Source organism: uncultured Chloroflexus sp. (genome assembly GCF_937951745.1).
Taxonomy (GTDB): Bacteria; Chloroflexota; Chloroflexia; order Chloroflexales; family Chloroflexaceae; genus Chloroflexus.
In genome coordinates this window covers 43,954-60,941 of record NZ_CALFBQ010000046.1, presented here as the reverse complement: position 1 = coordinate 60,941, position 16,988 = coordinate 43,954, and the positions used below count along the sequence as shown (strand labels likewise).

13 protein-coding genes and 1 CRISPR repeat array are annotated in these 16,988 nt (G+C 58.6%); of the genes, 6 read left to right on the top strand and 7 right to left on the bottom strand.

Going from position 1 to position 16,988, the window contains the following annotated elements; all coding sequences use genetic code 11:
• Positions 1-3: 3 nt before the first annotated feature.
• Positions 4-397: direct repeats of the CRISPR family, unit length 27 nt; unit sequence TTGTCCCCACGCACGTGGGGGTGAACC.
• A 151-nt stretch (positions 398-548) separates the two neighbouring features.
• A complete protein-coding gene (locus tag Q1A59_RS11445) occupies positions 549-1,196 on the bottom strand; it encodes a transposase (RefSeq protein ID WP_298408651.1) in 648 nt (215 codons plus the stop codon).
• Positions 1,197-1,388: 192 nt separating this feature from the next.
• On the opposite strand from Q1A59_RS11445, the gene Q1A59_RS11440 reads away from it, so the two are divergent.
• The 3 genes from Q1A59_RS11440 (at position 1,389) to Q1A59_RS11430 (ending at position 5,994) form a co-directional block, all read left to right on the top strand.
• The gene (locus tag Q1A59_RS11440; RefSeq protein WP_299644996.1) at positions 1,389-2,837 is read left to right on the top strand and encodes an isochorismate synthase MenF; all 1,449 of its coding nucleotides are present in this window, start codon (positions 1,389-1,391) and stop codon (positions 2,835-2,837) included.
• 158 nt (positions 2,838-2,995) lie between these two features.
• Entirely contained in the window at positions 2,996-4,768 is a 1,773-nt protein-coding gene (gene menD, locus Q1A59_RS11435; protein ID WP_298408656.1) for a 2-succinyl-5-enolpyruvyl-6-hydroxy-3-cyclohexene-1-carboxylic-acid synthase, read from the top strand.
• A complete protein-coding gene (locus tag Q1A59_RS11430) occupies positions 4,765-5,994 on the top strand; it encodes an aspartate aminotransferase family protein (RefSeq protein WP_298408660.1) in 1,230 nt (409 codons plus the stop codon). The genes menD and Q1A59_RS11430 overlap by 4 nt, the downstream gene beginning before the upstream one ends.
• Here Q1A59_RS11430 and Q1A59_RS11425 read toward each other — a convergent pair.
• A complete protein-coding gene (locus Q1A59_RS11425; protein ID WP_299644995.1) occupies positions 5,882-7,879 on the bottom strand; it encodes a tRNA uridine-5-carboxymethylaminomethyl(34) synthesis enzyme MnmG in 1,998 nt (665 codons plus the stop codon). The two genes, Q1A59_RS11430 and Q1A59_RS11425, sit on opposite strands and share 113 nt — an antisense overlap.
• A gap of 397 nt (positions 7,880-8,276) precedes the next feature.
• Between Q1A59_RS11425 and Q1A59_RS11420 the strand changes: the two genes are divergently transcribed.
• Positions 8,277-9,236: a response regulator gene (locus Q1A59_RS11420; protein WP_299644994.1), complete on the top strand. Its 960-nt coding sequence runs from the start codon at positions 8,277-8,279 to the stop codon at positions 9,234-9,236.
• A gap of 106 nt (positions 9,237-9,342) precedes the next feature.
• Here the strand turns inward: Q1A59_RS11420 and Q1A59_RS11415 are convergent, their stop codons facing one another.
• Positions 9,343-9,882 carry a cob(I)yrinic acid a,c-diamide adenosyltransferase gene (locus Q1A59_RS11415; protein ID WP_298408668.1) on the bottom strand — a complete coding sequence of 180 codons (540 nt, stop codon included), beginning with the start codon at positions 9,880-9,882 and terminating at the stop codon, positions 9,343-9,345.
• Positions 9,883-10,074: 192 nt separating this feature from the next.
• Between Q1A59_RS11415 and Q1A59_RS11410 the strand changes: the two genes are divergently transcribed.
• The gene (locus tag Q1A59_RS11410) at positions 10,075-11,013 is read left to right on the top strand and encodes a cation diffusion facilitator family transporter (RefSeq protein WP_366144882.1); all 939 of its coding nucleotides are present in this window, start codon (positions 10,075-10,077) and stop codon (positions 11,011-11,013) included.
• Positions 11,014-11,075: 62 nt separating this feature from the next.
• Here the strand turns inward: Q1A59_RS11410 and Q1A59_RS11405 are convergent, their stop codons facing one another.
• From Q1A59_RS11405 to Q1A59_RS11390, 4 genes are all read right to left on the bottom strand, one after another.
• On the bottom strand, positions 11,076-12,947 hold the full coding sequence (locus Q1A59_RS11405) for a DUF5671 domain-containing protein (protein ID WP_299644993.1): 1,872 nt from the start codon (positions 12,945-12,947) through the stop codon (positions 11,076-11,078).
• Positions 12,947-13,438, bottom strand: a complete 492-nt coding sequence (locus tag Q1A59_RS11400; protein WP_298408693.1) for a hypothetical protein — start codon at positions 13,436-13,438, stop codon at positions 12,947-12,949. The genes Q1A59_RS11405 and Q1A59_RS11400 overlap by 1 nt, the downstream gene beginning before the upstream one ends.
• Before the next feature lie 114 nt (positions 13,439-13,552).
• Positions 13,553-14,161: a metal-binding protein gene (locus tag Q1A59_RS11395; RefSeq protein ID WP_299644992.1), complete on the bottom strand. Its 609-nt coding sequence runs from the start codon at positions 14,159-14,161 to the stop codon at positions 13,553-13,555.
• A 7-nt stretch (positions 14,162-14,168) separates the two neighbouring features.
• On the bottom strand, positions 14,169-15,347 hold the full coding sequence (locus Q1A59_RS11390; RefSeq protein WP_299644991.1) for a glycosyltransferase 87 family protein: 1,179 nt from the start codon (positions 15,345-15,347) through the stop codon (positions 14,169-14,171).
• 214 nt (positions 15,348-15,561) lie between these two features.
• Here Q1A59_RS11390 and Q1A59_RS11385 point away from each other — a divergent pair, with 214 nt between their 5' ends.
• Positions 15,562-16,932, top strand: coding sequence for an ATP-binding protein (locus tag Q1A59_RS11385; protein ID WP_298402424.1), 1,371 nt, complete (start codon positions 15,562-15,564; stop codon positions 16,930-16,932).
• Positions 16,933-16,988: the final 56 nt, after the last annotated feature.

The following is a 16,988-nucleotide window of genomic DNA, read 5'->3' as shown; positions in this document are numbered from 1 at the left end:
CGGTTGTCCCCACGCACGTGGGGGTGAACCGTCTAGGTCAATGCCCGCTTCCATCACCGTCGTCATTGTCCCCACGCATGTGGGGGTAAAGGAAGTGCTCGTCACCACTCAGTTCAGGACACTAGGTTGTCCCCACGCACGTGGGGGTGAACCTTTGAGCGACGACCGTCGGATCAATATCATCAGGTTGTCCCCACGCACGTGGGGGTGAACCTACAATTGTTTCCCAACGCGCGAGGATCATCTCGTTGTCCCCACGCACGTGGGGGTGAACCGTTCGATTCGCTGCCGGTGTACGGGTAATCACGTTGTCCCCACGCACGTGGGGGTGAACCGTCTAGGTCAATGCCCGCTTCCATCACCGTCGTCATTGTCCCCACGCACGTGGGGGTGAACCGGTAGATGTTGCGGTTTGGGTAATTAAACTCGGTTGTCCTGCGTACTTGGTCGCCTTCCCTCGCGGAAGGCGTGGATTGAAACACCGATACCCGACACCGCGCGGCGCACGTAGGGGGTCGCCTTCCCTCGCGGAAGGCGTGGATTGAAACTCACCACTCGCGCCACTCTTCTGCAATGTCGAACCGGTACGGCCATTCGCGCGGATCGGATACCAAGCCGGCATGTACCGGGTTGTGCTGGGTGTAGGTCAGCATGCGCTCAGCTTCACCCGCCCGGTAAATTGGGTATTCGTAGTGATCGAGGTGCCAAAAGGGGCCGCTGCGGTTGAGCACTTCATTCGCGAGCCGTCCGGTCTGGCCTTTGAAGCGCTTGATCAGCCGGGCAAGCGAGTATTGGTACATCGGTACCGCACTGCTGCGCTCAATGATTAAATGGACGTGGTTGGGCATGATGCAGTAGCCAAACATTCGGTAGTAGCGGCCATTGAATTCCGTTAATGCGTCACTGACGATTTGCGCAATTGCTGGCTCTATCAGCCATTGCGGGCCGCCCGCGATGCCCTGATCTAGCAGTATGTCGAGCCGCTCGAATTGATGTCGGACAAGCTGGTAGAGATGATGGAATTGCTCGGCGCCCGTGTATTGCGTGGTGATCGTGGCTTGCGTCCGGTTTTGTTCTTGTTTCAGTTGGAGCAACGCTTGCACCGGAATGCTATCGATCAGTGGGAAGGTGATGAAGGTGATGGTGGCCGGAGGAAATTGCGGCGGCGCGACGTAGTGTTTGAGTAGTTGTTGCATGATGGTAGCGACTTGTTTCGGGCGAATCTGTGATTACCGAATTTTAACGAATGTTGGCTATCTGGGCAAATCTGTAGGGTAAGAACGGCGTACTTGCGGTTTCCATTCGTGGCCGGAACCGTGTTACTATGTAGTGAGTCGAGGTGTAGGGTGCGCTGTTGCAGGGTGACTCAATATCATTTGTGAATTATTATGTCAAATTCATTAGTGGGTGTGCGGGTGACAACCGCTGCACTGCGGGAAGTGCCGCGGATGGAGGCGGCTGCCGAGATTGCGCGCCGGCGCGCGCGCGCCTTGGGTCGACCGGTGTTGGTTAGTGTGACGACCCAAGTTGGGCTGCGCGATCCGTTGGCCCTCTTTGCTCGCGGCGCTGGTGTGACCCATAATCGTTTGTTTTGGAGCGTGCCCGCCGCCGGGTTTGAGTTGACCGGTCTCGGCGCCGCGTGGAGTTTTACCCCGCCGCCTGAGGTTGATCGGTTTGCCGCGAGTGCGGCTGCATGGCGCCAGTTGGTGGCTGATGCAGTGATCGATGTTGATCCCGATGTGCCGGTGCAGGGGCCGGTGGCAATCGCCGGTTTTCGTTTCGACCCCGCGCAGCCGGCTAGCGAGTTGTGGCGTGATTATCCCCATGCGTTGTTGGTACTGCCGCGGTTGTTGATTGTTCGTCACGGTGATGTAACAACTCTCACCGTGAATGGTATGGTTGATGAGCGTAGCTCGACGCTCGCCCTTGGCGCTGCCGCCGCGCGTCGTTTGCAGGCCTTGATTGGATTGCCATGGCGTCCCCATCGCCCGCCTGCCGATTTGCAGGTCGATGTGTCGCTTGATCCCGCCGAATGGAAGGCGATTGTCGCCGATGCGATTACCGACCTCCGCACCGGTGCGCTAGAGAAGGTGGTGCTGGCCCGCGCTGTTCGTCTGCGCGGGGCCGAGCCGTTTGATACTGCGGCTACGCTCGATGTGCTGCGCCGCGATTATCCGCATACCTTTGTGTTTGCGGTTGCGCGTGGCGGGCGTACCTTTCTCGGCGCGTCACCCGAACGCTTGGTCGCTCTGCGCGATGGCCGGGTGTCCGCTTCAGCTTTGGCCGGTTCCGCTCCCCGCGGCAAGACTCCTGATGAAGACGCTGCGCTGGCCGCCGCTCTGTTGCAGAGCGCGAAGGACCGGGCTGAGCATGCATTTGTGGTGCAGATGATCCGCGCGGCGCTGGCTGAGTATTGTGACGATGTACAAGCGCCTGACACGCCTGAGATCATGCAGGTGCGGAATGTCCAGCATCTTTTTACACCGGTGACGGCACGGATCAGGCCCGGTTACGATATTTTCGATCTGGTTGGCCGGCTGCATCCCACTCCCGCCGTCGGCGGTAAACCCGGCCCGGCGGCGCTGGCATGGATCCGCTCCCGCGAGCGGCTCGATCGCGGTTGGTATGCTGCACCGGTCGGTTGGGTCGATGCCCGCGGCGATGGCGAGTTTGCTGTGGCGCTGCGTTCGGCGTTGATTGGCCGCCGCGAGGCGACCCTGTTTGCCGGCTGCGGCATTGTGGCTGCTTCTGAGCCGGAACGGGAGTTGGCTGAAACCCGCATCAAGCTGCGTGCGATGTTGGGAGCATTGGGGGCAGGCGAGGAGATGATTGGTTAGCACGAGTGTCTCTTCCTGTCAGCCTAGCAGGTTCTCCCTCTCTGCCGGTATGGCACGATGAGGTGAGCGGGACGGAAAGATTGCTCTCTCCTCCCGTCAACTCATGACTTCCCCTCGCCCCGTCTGCCAAGGGGCGAGGGCTTAATGAAGGATAAACGATGAGCGATGCTGCAACCCATCTCTATGCGCTGACCCATTGGGTGGCGGCGATTGCCAATGGTCTGGCAGTGAGCGGGGTGCATGACGTGGTGGTCTGTCCCGGTTCGCGCAGCACGCCATTGGCGCTGGCCGTGGCGCGCCATCCGCACCTGCGGGTCTGGATGCATCTCGATGAGCGTTCCGCCGGTTTTTTTGCGCTGGGTATGGCCCGCTCCCGCAGCGCGCCGGTCGCGGTGCTCTGCACCTCCGGTACAGCAGTGGCGAATCTGTTGCCGGCAGTCGTTGAGGCCAATCTTGCCCGCGTGCCGCTGTTGTTGCTCACCGCTGACCGTCCGCCTGAACTGCGCGATAATGGCGCGCCGCAGACGATAGACCAGATAGGGATTTTTGGTCGGAATGTGCGCTGGTTTGTTGATTTGCCAACGCCGCAGATGTCGCTCGTGCCGTTTTTGCGTGCTACGCTCGGCAGAGCAATTGGGACAGCACGCAGCGCTCCCGCTGGGCCGGTTCATCTTAATCTGCCCTTCCGCGAGCCGTTGGTGCCTGACCGCGCACTGTTAGTGTCGTTGCTGGCGACACCGGCTACGCCGGTGCAGGTGGCGCCGGCACGCCGTATGCTCGGCGGGACTGAGCTGGCAACGCTGGCGACGAGCCTTGTTGAGTACCGGCGCGGGTTGATTATCGCTGGCCCCGATTGCCCGCCCGATCTTGGCTCGCTGGTGGTGACATTGGCCTATCGCTTGCGCTTCCCGATTTTGGCCGATCCGCTCTCTGGCGTGCGCTATGGGCCACACGTCGATGAGTTGGTACTCGGTGCGTATGATGCATTTCTGCGCGATGAGCGGTTTGCCGCTGCGTATGCCCCTGAAGTGGTGCTACGGTTCGGCGCGATGCCGACCAGCAAACCGGTGTTGCTTTATTTACAACGCCATCCGCAGGCGCGTCAGATCGTGATCGATGGCGGGGCCGGTTGGCGCGATCCAACTAGCCTCGCCGTCGAGCATCTGCCGGTGGACGAGCATTGGTTTTGCGTGGCGCTAGCCGATGCGCTGGCTTCTTCCCAACGCGAAGGGCCGACACTCTGGTTGCGCGCGTGGCTGACCGCCGAGCGGCTGGCTCGTGAGACGATGGCGGAGCATCTGTTGGCCCAGCCGGCAATCAGCGAGCCGGGGTTGTTTGCCCGGCTTGGCGAGTGGTTGCCTGCCGGCACGACACTGTTCGTCGGCAATTCGATGCCGGTGCGCGATTGCGATAGTTTTCTTGGCCCGCGTGCGCTGCCGCTGGCGGTGCTTGGGAATCGTGGCGCAAATGGGATTGATGGGTTGGTATCCACCGGTTTAGGGTTGGCAGCCGGCGGCGCGACACCGCTAGTAATGGTACTCGGCGATCTTTCCCTGCTACACGATACGAATGGGTTGATTGCGGCGCGGTTGCACCAGCTCAATGCCACTATTCTGCTGATCAACAATGATGGCGGCGGTATCTTCTCGTTTTTGCCCCAAGCGAGCGAGACCGACCAGTTTGAGTTGTTGTTCGGCACTCCGCATGGGATCGATTTTGCGCCGCTGGCCGCGCTGCACGGCGCTCGTTATACGCTGGCCACTGATTGGTCGGCGGCCCAAGCTGCCCTGCAAACGAGTTTAGCCGGCGGGCTGCATCTGATCGAGATTCGCACCCGCCGCGACCAGAATGTGGCCGATCATCGCGCAATTTGGCCTTTGGTCAGCGCCGCGCTTGAGCGGGCCGGGTTGGTGGAAAGGAGACCAGAGTGACGCATACCTTCGTGACAAATGCCGATATTATTGCCCAAGAGGCGCAGTATACCAGCGGTCTGTACCCCAAGCGCCCGCTGGCGATTGTGCGCGGCGAGGGTGCCCATCTGTACGACGCCGAAGGCCGGATGTACATTGATTGCGTGGGTGGGCAGGGTGCCGCCAACCTTGGCCATAACCACCCGGCGATTGTGGCCGCGATTCGCGAGCAGGCCGAACGGCTGATCAGTTGCCCGGAAATTTTCCCGAACGATGTGCGCGCGGCGTATCTCAGTGAATTAGCCGCAGCCTTGCCCTTTCCGTCCCGCCTCTTTTTCTGCAATAGCGGGGCTGAAGCGGTTGAAGCGGCGCTCAAGTTTGCTCGCTTGCTCACCGGGCGGCCCGGCATTATCGCGACCATGCGCGGGTTTCATGGCCGCACAATGGGAGCGCTGAGCGCAACGTGGGAGAGTAAGTATCGCGAGCCATTTTTGCCGCTGGTGCCGGAATTTAGCCACGTGCCTTACGGCAATCTCGATGCGCTCCGTGCTGCGGTTGGCCCGCAGACGGCGGCAGTGCTGGTTGAGCCGGTGCAAGGTGAAGGTGGCGTGCGGCCCGCTCCTGCCGGCTATCTTGAGGGCGTCGCTGAGATTTGTGCGGCTAATGGCGCGCTGTTGTTGGTTGATGAAGTGCAGACGGGGTTTGGCCGTACCGGCAAGTTGTTTGCGATTGAACACAGCGGGGTGACTCCCGATCTCCTGATTTTGGCCAAGAGTATCGCTGCTGGGGTGCCGATGGGCGCCGTCGCTATTCACGAGCGGTTTGGCCCCTTGCCGCCGGGAACGCACGGTTCGACCTTTGGCGGCAACCCGCTGGCTTGTGCCGCCGCTCGTGCCGCCCTGCGCGTCTATCGCGAAGAGCGCATCCCTGAGCAGGCGGCGGCCAAGGGTGCGTGGTTGCTTCAGGCGTTGCGCGCTCTTAATCTGCCTGCCGTGCGCGAGGTGCGCGGCTTGGGGTTACTGGTCGGTCTCGAACTCAAGAGCCGTTCGCAACCAGTGATTGCCGCCCTGCTCGATCACGGCGTGCTGGCCTTGCCCGCCGGCCCCAACGTGTTGCGTCTGTTGCCGCCTCTGATCATCGAACAGGCTGATCTGGAGCGGGTGGTGACGGCAATTGCGACGGTGTTGCAGGCACCGCCATCCGCCGTTCCAGCGCAAACAACACAATCGCCACATCAGCCGGATTGATGCCCGCTAACCGCCCGGCCTGCCCCAACGTCGCCGGGCGGAACTTCATCAATACCTGCCGCGCTTCGTTGCGCAATCCCGGCAGCGCCGCGTAGTCGAAATCGGGCGGAATGCGCCGGTGCTCCATCTTCTGCATGCGTGCCACTTCCCGCTCTTGGCGGGCGATGTAGCCGCTATATTTGCAAGCAATCTCAAGCTGCTCGGCTACTGCTGGCGTTAGCTCTGGCAAATCAGGAATAGCGGTGCGGAGCTGTTCGTAGCGCACTTCAGGCCGGGCCAGCACTTCGGCCACCGTCGCCGGTTGGCTCAGTGGCTTGATGCCCTGCTCTGCCAATGCTGCGTTGATTGCCGCCGCTGGAAACATCCGCCGCTCGCGCGCTTGCTGCACGGCCTGCTCAATCTGCGCGCGCCGCGCTTCAACCACCGCTGCCCGCTCGCCATCGATCAATCCTAGCCGGTAGGCAAGCGGCGTTAAGCGCAGATCGGCATTGTCGCCGCGCAAGAGCAGCCGGTATTCCGCCCGTGAAGTAAACATACGGTACGGCTCGCGAATCTCTTTGGTGGTCAGATCGTCGATCAAGACGCCGATGTACGCCTCGGCCCGGCCCAAAATCACCGGCGGTTTGCCCTGCACGTAGTGCGCAGCATTGATGCCGGCCATCAACCCTTGTGCCGCCGCCTCTTCGTAGCCGGTCGTGCCGTTGATCTGCCCGGCAAAGAACAGCCCGCGTAACCGTCGTGTCTGCATATCGGCGGTAATCTCGCCGGTCGCAACCGCGTCGTATTCGATGGCATAGCCGATCCGCATCAGCTCGACGTGGCGCAACGCTGGGATCGAGCGCAGCATCGCCCACTGCACATCTTCAGGCAGCGAGGTGTTGCACCCTTGCACATACACCTCAGCCGTCGTCCAGCCTTCCGGTTCGAGAAAGAGGCTGTGGCGCTCTTTGTCGGCAAAGCGCACGATCTTGTCTTCGATGCTGGGGCAGTAGCGCGGCCCCACTCCCTCAATGATGCCGCTGAAGAGCGGGGCGCGATGCAGGTTGTCGCGGATGATGGAGTGGAACTCTGGCGTCGTATGCACTTGGTAGCAGGGCAACTGTGGGCGCCAGCCATCGAGTTGTGGATGCGGATAGACCGGCGCCGGCGGGCCGTGATAGTCTGGCGGCGGTATCGTTTCACCCAATTCGGCGTAGTAGTGGCCGAACGCCAGCGGCTTGTCGCTGCCCGGCTGCAATTCGGTCAACGAGAAGTCGATGGTCGCTGCCGCCAAGCGCGGAGGCGTACCTGTCTTAAGTCGCACCAGTGGAAAGCCGAGCGCGGCAAGATCTTCGCTTAGCGTCATCGCCGGCGCTTCGCCAGCCCGCCCCGCCCCCCACATAGCCTCGCCGGTGATGGCCCGTCCACGCAAAAAGGTACCGGTAGTCAAGATCACTGCTGGCGCGAGGTACCGCCAGCCAGTATGAGTCGTCACGGTAAAACATTGCGTATCAGCATTCGGCGGCGCAACCCGTTCCACCATCGCTTGGCGCAGATCAAGGTTCGGCACGCGCTCGAGCGCCTCTTTCATCAACCGGGCATAGAGTCGCTTATCACATTGCGCCCGCAATGATTGCACCGCCGGCCCTTTACTCTCGTTTAACAAGCGGATCTGGATGGCGCTGCGGTCGGCGATACGGCCCATCAAGCCGCCCATCGCATCAATTTCTCGCACCAGATGACCCTTTGCCGGCCCGCCAATGCTCGGATTGCACGACATATGGGCCAGCTTGTCGAGATCAATCGTCAACAACAGCGTCCGGCACCCCAGCCGGGCCGCTGCATAGGCCGCCTCGCAACCGGCGTGGCCGGCCCCAACCACTATCACATCGTATCGTGTCTGCATGTTGGTGTATATGTCTGAATGGTACCATTAATGATGTGTGTTCACGTCTTTGAACGCTTGATCTCTCTCGCTTATCTGCGCAACTGCCCCGCTGGGGGCGGGAGGTGTCTTTTCCCGCCCTCGGAGGGGGCGGGCTGGGGTGGAGGCTTCAGCTCCCGCGCCGCGAGGCAGGAGCAGCTAAGGACTTTTCACCCCTGCTCCCTGTTGTCGTTGCGAACCGAGCGGAGCGAGGCGAAGCCATCTCCCACGACGTGGCCAAGCATCCCTCAAATGACACCTATCACCATTTTCATTTTTCGTGGCGATTCCCATCCACCACGGCAGTGAATAAGCGAGCATGGTATAATACCGCAGCGCGCGACAGGAATTGCGCGCGGCACTACCTGACGATACCATTATGCGCACTATTCTCATTATAGACGATGATGTCGCCTTTACGGCGAAACTTAAAGAACAACTGAGCGAAGCCGGCTATCGTGTGCTGAATAGCAGCATCATTGCCCAAGCTGAACGCGAATGTGCCCGCGAGCATCCCGATCTGGTATTGCTCGAGGTGCGTACCGAGCGTGGTGCTGGCTGGGAGGCGCTGCCCCGCCTGACGGCATTACAACCGGTGATTGTGCTCAGTAGCGCCGGGTTGGAAGAAGATGTCATGCGCGGGTTTGCCGCTGGCGCTGCCGATTATGTCACGAAGCCTTACCGCACCGGTGAGTTGTTGGCCCGTATTCAAGCCCGCATGTTGCCGGAAGCGCCAGTCATTGCGCCAGCCAAACCATCCGCAAGCGCCGCCATTGTCGAGGAGCTTCCTGCAATGCCAAGCAAGCGTCGCCCTGCCGAGGAAGAGCCTGAGCCGGTCTTTATGAGCGAGGCCGAGGAACTGGCACTGCTGCGCAATACTGAGACCACGCCGATCCGCCAGTTGACCGAGAGCGAAGAGCAGGCCAGCTTTGGTCATCGTTTGCGCGCCGAGCGCCAGCGCCGCCATCTGACGCTGGTGCAAATTGAAAACGATATCAAGGTGCGCATGTACTACTTGCAGGCGATCGAAGATGAGCATTGGTCGCTCTTGCCGCGTGGCCCGGCGGCACTGCGCATGATGCGCGCCTATGCGAGCTATTTCGGTATCGACTCAGCGGCTGCCGAGGCCGAATATCGCTCTCGCTACCAAGTTGACGATAAAGGGCCGTCGTTTTCATTTACCGTCGGTAACGTCAACACGCGCATTACCCGCCGCGCTCCGCCCCGCTGGCTGATTGTCACGCTCGCGATTGTGCTGGCGCTCGCGGTTGCCGGCGGCACAATTTACTATTTCGACCCGGCGTTTTTCAACCAACTGCTGGGAACGTTATCTTCATAATACGGCGTGCGGCAGTGAGACTACCGCACCGGAATCTGTCTTCACTATGGCGTGCGGTAGTCTCACTGCTGCATTCCAAACCGCCAACCTGCTCTCTCACCCGCCGCTACGATTTCTGCCACGGCACATCAGCCACACCGGCCCGTGCATTGGCAATACGCGCCGCAACAAACAGAAAATCTGACAACCGGTTGAGGTACGGCACCAGCTCAGGATTGATCGCTTCTTCAGCGGCTAACGAGACCACTACCCGCTCGGCGCGCCGGCAGATGGTGCGGGCCAAATGTAAATACGCCGCAGCAGCAGTGCCGCCGGGCAGAATAAACTGCTTGAGCGGCGCTAATTCGGCCTCCATCGCATCGATCTGCGCTTCGAGGAAAGCCGTCATCTCAGCCGTTACCCGTGGGATATAGGGCGAGTCCTCTGGTGCAGCCAGATCCGATCCCACCACAAACAGTTGGTTTTGCACTACCGCTAGCGCCGCATCGAGTGCTGGATCAACTCCGGATGCCCGCACCACACCAATCGCCGAATTGCATTCATCGGCAGTGCCATAAGCTTCGACCCGCAGCACATCTTTCCGTACTCGTGGGCCGCCAAACAGAGCTGTTTCACCATTATCGCCAGTGCGCGTGTAAATCTTCATGTGACGGCGCTCCTTGCCAGAAACCTCTATGCTTTATGCTCGCTATTCGTAGTATACACGAGAAGCAATCGCCACATTTCGTGATCGCAAAATTGTCTGATCACGCCGACCAAAGAATCGGCTGCGATCTTGCCAAAACCGTATTGTTCCGGCTATCCTTGCAAGTGATGGGAAATACAGAGGAGTATGAACGTGAGCGAGCGATACACCCTTACCCGTTATGCTTGGCTTTCGATTGCCGCCGCTGTAGCGACGATCAGTCTCAAGCTGGTTGCGTACTGGCTGACCGATTCGATCGGCTTGCTGGCCGATGCGCTTGAGTCGCTGGTGAATCTCGCCGCCGCAGTAATGGCGCTCTGGATGCTGACTATCGCCGCCCGTCCCGCCGACCATGATCATGCTTATGGTCATGGCAAAGCCGAATATTTCGCCGGGGTGATCGAAGGAGGACTGATTATTATCGCTGCCGGCGGGATTGGTTGGGCAGCGTTCCAGCGCCTGTTTGCGCCACAGCCGCTCGACCATACTGTCGCTGGTTTAGCGGTAGCCGGTATCGCTACGTTGATTAACGGTACAGTGGCGATGGTGTTGCTCCGCGCTGGCCGCAAACACGACTCGCTCACCCTTGAGGCCGATGGCCAACATTTAATGACTGATGTGTGGACGTCAATAGCAGTGGTGGCCGGGATCGGTTTGGTGGCGCTCACCGGCTGGTATATCCTCGATCCGTTGATTGCGCTAGCGGTAGCGGTGAACATTACCATGACCGGCATCCAACTAGTGCGCCGGGCAGTGCTGGGATTGATGGATACTGCGCTGCCTGATGACGAGTTAGCGGCTATTCAGACCGCGCTTGCTGATCTCGATGAATATGGCTGTGATTATCACGCCTTGCGCACTCGCCAATCCGGCGCGCGCCGCTTTATCTCGTTCCACCTGCTCGTGCCCGACACGTGGAGCATTCAGCAGGCGCACACGGTAGCCGAACAGGTCGAGGCCGCCGTGCGCGCTGCGGTCCCTAACAGCACGGTGTTTACGCACCTCGAACCACGCAACGATCCGGCGGCGCTAGCCGATATTGCACTCGATCGGGCGAATGAAGCAGAACCCACCGATGCGGTCGTCCGGTAACCCCTTGGCGGGTCGCATCCTGTGAGGCTGCAAATCGTCCCTAGTGGATGTGCAATAGGTATTTACCTAAACGTAAATAATGCCACCTGTACTAGCCCAACCATCACGAAAATAACCGTAATGATCGCGATAATTCCCCCTATCACCACTCCTGCCCCAACCCCACGCTGTGGCCGTAACGGTTCGCCGGCGAGCGTCTGCCGTACCGCTTGCGCAAGCTGCACTGGAATATTCGCCACCACTGCCGGCTCAATCCCAACCCATGCCCAATTCATATTAGCCAAGGGTATTAGCAGCTTTCGTGCCGGATAGCGATCGAGCCGGTTAGAATCGCCGCTTGGTTCCCACACGCCAACAATCAGATCGGCGCTGGCCAGTTGTGTTTCGGCTTCAGACCCAACACCGGCAATAGTAAGCGCCAGTTGCGGGAACTGCTGGCGCAACACGCTGGCGATCTGCTCGGCTAATGCGCCCTCAGCCAACACCGCTACTCGCACTTGCGCTTGCCGGCTCAATTCAGCCGCTTCGCGCATCCGCGTGTCGGTGCGCAATACTAACCCATGTGTGACCAGTACGCCAATAGCTATCAGACTATATGCAATCGCCTGCGCCAGATCGACTAGCAAGTTGCCGCTGAATGGCTCCCCCAGCGCAATGCTGATCAACCGGAAGAGTATGTAGATCAAGGCGGAGAGGAGGGTGAGCGAAGCGATAAATAAAAAACCAAAGAGGTAGATCCGCCGCACTAGCGAGCTTCGTTCGGCGACGCTTATCTCGCCGGGTGTGGCTGCCGCGCGCTGAACTTGCCGCCAGCATACCACCCAGATCGGCAAGCCCACAACCAGAATCGCACCGAACCACGCTAACGGTTCACGCAGATCGGTGATCGCGTCAGCGCTGGCAAGCCCGCGAATAATGACGCTGAGCAGACCGCCAAGCCCGACCAGAGCTGCCACTTGGCCAATCGCAGCGACCAAATACCACGCCAGCCGCCGCACCCCCGCCTGCTGCGGCCCTTCAGCAATCGCCGTTGCATCGGTTTGGATGACGGAAGCGTGGTAGAGCGCAACCACCGTTAAGACGATCATCGGCGCCAGTACGTCGATGAGGTTGCCTTCGACCCGCAGGCCTAACATACTACGGAACACTCCAGCCAACAAGAAAGTGGCGTTTGTCACTGCTGTGATGGAAGCGACGACAATTACCAGATAGAGGTAGAACTTGCGAAACGCCGAGCCGCGCTCGTCTTCACCGGTGCTAGCAAAGAGACGCTGCGCCCGCCACCAGTGGCCTAACCAGACGATGAGACCGATAAACACGTTGAGAATGGCGCTGATGAAGAGTTGGACGACAGTGGTACCACTCGCTGAGCCGAAAATCAGCCGGATCAGATCCTTTACGCCATTCGTCCAAATCACCAAGCCGGCCCCGGCAGCAAAGAGCAAGTAAACCCGCCGCACCAGTGCCCCCGCACCAGCCAGCGGTACTTGATGGGCATCATTGCGCGCTACTACGCTGTGATAGGTAAAAAGCGACCCTAACACCAGCGAGGCTATCACACCGTACCAGATGTGCGCTTGTGGATCGGTGCGGTCCACGCCGGCAAGCAATCCGAATACAGTGTCGAGCAAATCATAGACACTGCCAGTCAATGGGATCAAAAACGCTGCCAGATTGCCATACAAGTAAAGCTTGCGCACTGCTGACGCACGCTCGTCGAGATCACGCCGCGCTAGCCGCTCGCCCCATAGCCAATGGATCAGCCAGAGTGGTAAACAGATCGCGAGCGCCGCTAGTTGAAAAGCAGTTGTGCTGATCGAGGCTTGGATAGGTGCTAACCAGACGCCGTACAGCAGCCAGATCAGCGACCATGCAAATCCTTGCAAGCCGATTGTGGCACTGATGTAGAGATACCATCGCCGTACGACTGCCATCAGCAGCCCTCCTTCTGTTCCCAGCACCACATCCAGATCCGCCAGCCGGAACTGCTGGTCAGTTGCCAGCCGGCAGCCGTTTGCTCTAGCTCCATCGTAAAGTTGTTGCTTGATTGTGAGCTGCCAAGTAGACCACCGCGATAAACATTCGTTTCCTGTACCGTCACGGTAGCCCGATTTCCGTTGATTTCGGTATTGATGATCGCGTAGCTCGTGTCGCTATCAGAAACGCCGAACCGCCGCAATTGCTCGCGCATCTCTTGCGCGCTGAGCGGATAGCCGGGCAGTGTTGGCGCGAGATAGCCATAAGCGCGATCGTAGTCGCCGCGTTGCACCGCTAGGATGTAGTTGAACACCACGTCTTCCGGCCCGTTGCCGGCCCGGTATTCTGGCGCGGGGCGCGTAAACACAATCACGACCGCGATCGTCGCCAAGACCACGGTGCCGCCAACAATGCCCAGCAAAAAGCGGTCAACCGATTGCAGGCGCATAACTTGTACCTTTCTTTATCACGCGACGCTCTTTGCGCCACAACCTCAAACAAGGCGCAATGCCTTACTCTCTTTTTCCTATCTTAAATAAGACGTATTCAACAGCCAAACAGTTCACCGCCGCTGCCGTTCGTGGCGTGGCAGCCATTGATCGTGGTTGCGATAGCGCCGTCGCAATCGCCGGCCATACCCTCCCAGCAGCCAATTGCCTTTCGTTACCAGCCAGTCGGCGATCGTGTGTGCGGCGCTACCGGTGCAGAAACCGATAATGAAGGCCCAAGCCTCAGTGGGATGCGCTGTCACCAATTCCTGCACCCACGCGGCTAATTCGCGATGATAGGCGAGCGTCGTGAGGCCGAGTTGCCCTAGCAGCCAGAGGACGACCAGCAGCAACCCGTACACGACCGCCGCGAAATAGCCGAGCCGCAATAGTGGCGAAATGACCAGACTATGGCTCCAGAAGGCGCGGTGCGGGATCAACCACATATAGGGCCGCCAGACCCAGAAAAAGATCCCCCAGCGATTGTCAATCGCCGAGTCGATGTCGAGGTCAGGCGAGAACATGATCCCCGAAAGCAGATGCGCGCCGCCCAACCACAGACTACACACGAGGGCAGCGTTCGGATCGAGCTGCCTGTGTTCGAGGTAAGCGTGATATGCGAGCGGCGTGAGCGCTGCGCAGCTAAGGACAGTGATGAGATCATGAGTACGAGCAGAGGGCATACAACTCTTACAATACAGCAAGCATTTCTGTTTGAGATTTTGTTCTTAATCGGTAGACAAAGAGCACAAAGAGAACAACCGTCTGTCCAACTAATCCGACGGCAAAGAAGAGGCGATTTTGCAGTATAACCCCGATCCATGGCAAGAGAAAAGCAATTCCTAATGCCACATAGTCACGAGACTGTTTGCTCGTTTTCAACAACCACAGAAATGGCAACAGAGAGAAAATATGATCGTAGTTATTAAAATACGGAATTGCAAGGATTGCCGTCAACATTGACCAGTATGCCGTAAGATGAAAGCTAGGCGACCATCTAGTTTTCCATAACAACCATAATCCGGTTACGATGACAAAGATCATCCCAACAAATAATGCAACCGACGTACTCGGATAGCCAAGTGCGATGCGCACTAACATTACCGATCCGGCTGAGCAAATCTCGCATACGCCAAACGTTGGCAAACTACGAAATGCTTCGATCATTGCAAGGTAATCACGCAACCACTGCGGATACATCAACGATGCGCTTACGAGCAGCGCAACAATACCGATAACTACTCCGCCTAACGCTCGTCGTTGCCAAGGCGTGCGCTGTAACAACAACCATGTTCCCGCAGTTACGAAGGGCAATAATCCCACATGCGGTTTGAACGTCATCAGCAACATCCCTATTGCGAAGAGACTAGCCGATTGGCGTGATGCAGCGTAGATAGCAATTGCAATGCCAAGCAGCACTGGAGCTACAAATTGACCGACAATAAGGAAACTGATAATTGCTGGAGAGAAAATCATTAGGAGAAAGGCGATCAGTCGCCATTTCAATGGCCATGAGATTGTGATGAACATCATACTCGTAGCAAGCATCGTGAGATTTATCCAAAACCAAACTCGAGCGGCATGATCAGGTGTTAACCAGCCAAGGAAGAAAAAACTATACCCTAACCAAGGTGGATATACGTAATATGGAAACGTAATATTTTCCATTTCCGAGCCGAACAATTGCCACGCTAAGGCGTATTGTGCTGTATAGTCGTATAATCCAATCTCTTGCTTGAGACCTACTGTTGAAACATAGAGCATGATGAAATCGGTAATGAATGGAATTGGTAATGGTATCAGTGAAAGCAGTGCAATCGTGACAGTGATCGCAAAAAACGTAGTGAAAACGTATCCTACACGAGTCATTAGTTTTCCTTTTCTAGCAAGGTGTCTAGTACAACGACGCAAATAAGTATACCATACATGTTTTTGCTACTCTAGAGATAGAGATGTTAGGAGCGGTATGATGCCGGCACCGGTCAGCGTACCATCTAATGCATTCCGACCAAGCTTCCACACCACGTCAGGTGCGAGATAATGCTATAATAGCACTTGTGTTCGCTCTATGGCGGAGGTTTGCATGGAATCGTCCCCCATTGCCGCCTTGCCCGGCCAACCGCCGGGGCCGCGCCTCGCCTTTGCCGGTGATCGCCAACGCCTCGACGAGATCGCCGAGACACTGGCGGCGTTGGCGAATGCCCACGGTGGCACATTGATCATCAGTGGCGGGCGCGGTACGCAGCTCGGCCCGCTGCGCGACCCCGCTGCTGCGACCGAACTGGTACTGGCGGCTGCGCTTTCCTGTACACCACCGTTGATTATTCCACTGCCACACGTGATTGTCTATCAAGAGATGCCAATCTTAGTGGTGGAAGTGCCAGCCGGCCTACCCTACGTCTACGCGGTCAATGGCCGTTACCTCCGTCGCGAAGGTGCAAGTAATCAGCCGCTCTCGCCGGCTGCGCTGCATCGCCTGTTCAGCGAACGGGCTGAACTCGGTTGGGAGCGACAAGCACCGCCTGATGCTACGTTCGCCGAACTTGACCCCGATCTGGTCGCCGCTTACGCCCGTCGCGTTGGGCCGCCCGCCGGTGATGATCCGCTTGCCCTACTTACCCGGCGCGGCTGCCTGATCGATGGTGTGCCAACCAACGCCGGCTTGCTCCTCTTTAGCCGCGATGTCGCGTTGCGTTTCCCCCACGCCGAGATCACGCTCGTGCGCTACCGTGGGCGCGAGCCGGCTGATGTCTTCGAGCGGGAAGATATTTGCGCACCGCTGCCCGAAGCTATTCGCCGCGCCGAACGCTGGCTCAACGAGCATATGCGGCGCGGGTCGCGGATGGTTGGTCTCGAACGTGAAGATTGGACGCAGTTCCCTCCCGGTGCAGTCCGCGAAGCGCTGGTGAATGCGGTCGCTCACCGCGATTACACCGTTCACGGCGAAGGCATTCGTATCACGCTCTTCAGCGACCGGCTTGAAGTCTATTCACCCGGTCGCCTTCCCGGTCACGTTACCCTTGAGAACATCCGTGCCGAACGCTTTTCACGCAATCCGGCCATCGTGCAGGTGTTAGCCGATCTCGGTCTGGTTGAGCGTCTCGGTTATGGGATCGACCGTATGCTGCGCCAATTGGCTGCCGCTGGGCTTCCTCCCGCTACCTTCCGCGAGACGGCTGCCGGCTTTCTTGTTGTTTTGCCCGGCCAACCGATGGCCGAATCGCTGCCCGGCGGCGTTGATACCACTGCGTGGCGGCGGATGGGACTCAATGATCGCCAAATTCAGGCATTGCTCTTCGTAGTTGAGCACCAGCGCATTACCAACCGTGATCTGCAAGAGATGTATCCTGACGTGAGTGCTGAAACGATCCGCCGTGATCTGTCGGATCTGGTTGGGCGAGGGTTGCTACTGAAAGTGGGTGATAAGCGGGCCACATACTACATTCTGAAATGAGCTGATCGTACAGAGGTTGTCGTTGCAACGTCAAATCATCACCGCTCTGGGTATGG